Below are 1,282 nucleotides of genomic sequence, written 5' to 3'. Positions count from 1 at the left end.
AAACATATCTAACTATGTTCTATTAAAATGAACGAAAGTTCATTACTAAATGACGTTTAAGTTGATGGGCATGGGGTAAAGGCGAATATTTATTGGTTTTAAAATGTAATAAGGGGTATTCCACAGGCTGTTCTGCTACCGGTATGGTTGCGATTGCAATGGAATAAAGCGTATTCCTGTTTATCCATTATATATGTAGAACTTTCTCAATATTTGTCGACGATGATGTGTGGTAAAATAAGTGTGGACATGAAGCCCTTTCCGTTGTTCATAAAATAAACGCAAAGAAGAAACGCTTTCATAAGGATTGCGTTTTTTCTTTTTGTAGAAAATTTGTTAATCAAAGTGAAATATTCTCGTTATCCCTGTTTCGTACGCAGATCATTCCGTAAGATATTTCTCAACCTATGAAATCTAGTAAATCAGAATCCATTATTGTATGGTTGTATATGCCATATATAACACTTTATTGGAGGGGTTTTACAAGATGAAATTACGAAACAATCGATCTATTTTAATTCCTAGTATTCTTGCTTGTTGTAGTTTTATGATAGCGGCGCCCTGTTCTGCGGCAGCGTTACCGACAGGAGAAAATATCGTAGATTCTTCTAGACAAGTTGTAGATGTATCACCGAATCAACCAGGTGGATCTACAGCGTATCAATACACAGGATCAGAATGGTTAGATATCACACAAGTCTTTCAAAAAAATAATACCGTCTATCTTCGATTAGCTCCAGAAGGGGCAATGGATGCACCAGGACCATTGGTTTTGCCCCAAAAAATGAACGACCTATTCATAAAAAATACAAACAATTTAAAAGGATGGTACATGTATAAATACATGCGATATATAAAATATCCGAATGTACAAGAACTTCGATTTGATTTTTATGATAAAAATCAGCAATATCAAGGAACAGCATCCATGACCTATTGGTTACCTTAAATCCCTTGTCTCTAACATCAAATCGTTTATTTCGAAATTGGGATAATGTACATGAGATATTACCATCAATTACTGTGCCGTTTGGCACAGTAATTGATGGTAATATAGGTCTTGTTAAATTTGAAAGTAACCCCAAAGTGTACTTGTTAGATAAAAATATCCATGGAAATACTGTCAAGAGATAGATTACTAGTCCTGCGGCAATGGATAAATATAATTTTAGGTGGGACATGCCGGTTCTGTTGCAAAGTTTTCTAAATGAGATATTTTAAAGGGAAACAATTCAAGAAAGATATTATTTTGGTAGCCGTCGGCTACTATTGTCGTTTTTCT

1 protein-coding gene and 1 pseudogene are annotated in these 1,282 nt (G+C 34.6%); both read left to right on the top strand.

Translation table 11 applies throughout. The annotated features are described in order from the left end of the window. Positions 1 to 487 precede the first annotated feature (487 nt). On the top strand, positions 488 to 949 hold the full coding sequence (locus tag JDS99_RS30650) for a hypothetical protein (protein WP_199696473.1): 462 nt from the start codon (positions 488 to 490) through the stop codon (positions 947 to 949). A 258-nt stretch (positions 950 to 1,207) separates the two neighbouring features. Continuing rightward, positions 1,208 to 1,282 (top strand): annotated as a pseudogene (locus JDS99_RS30645) (IS6 family transposase); the annotation flags it as partial.

Origin of the sequence: Bacillus cereus group sp. N6 (genome assembly GCF_016483705.1) — a bacterium.
Taxonomy (GTDB): domain Bacteria; phylum Bacillota; class Bacilli; order Bacillales; family Bacillaceae_G; genus Bacillus_A; species Bacillus_A wiedmannii.
The sequence above is the reverse complement of the archived record's forward strand: the minus strand, read 5'-3'. Positions and strand labels throughout refer to the sequence as shown.

What these genes read in the sequence shown, in the direction of transcription:
- JDS99_RS30650 (WP_199696473.1), top strand. Translation starts at nt 488, where the DNA reads ATGAAATTACGAAACAATCGATCTATTTTAATTCCTAGTATTCTTGCT.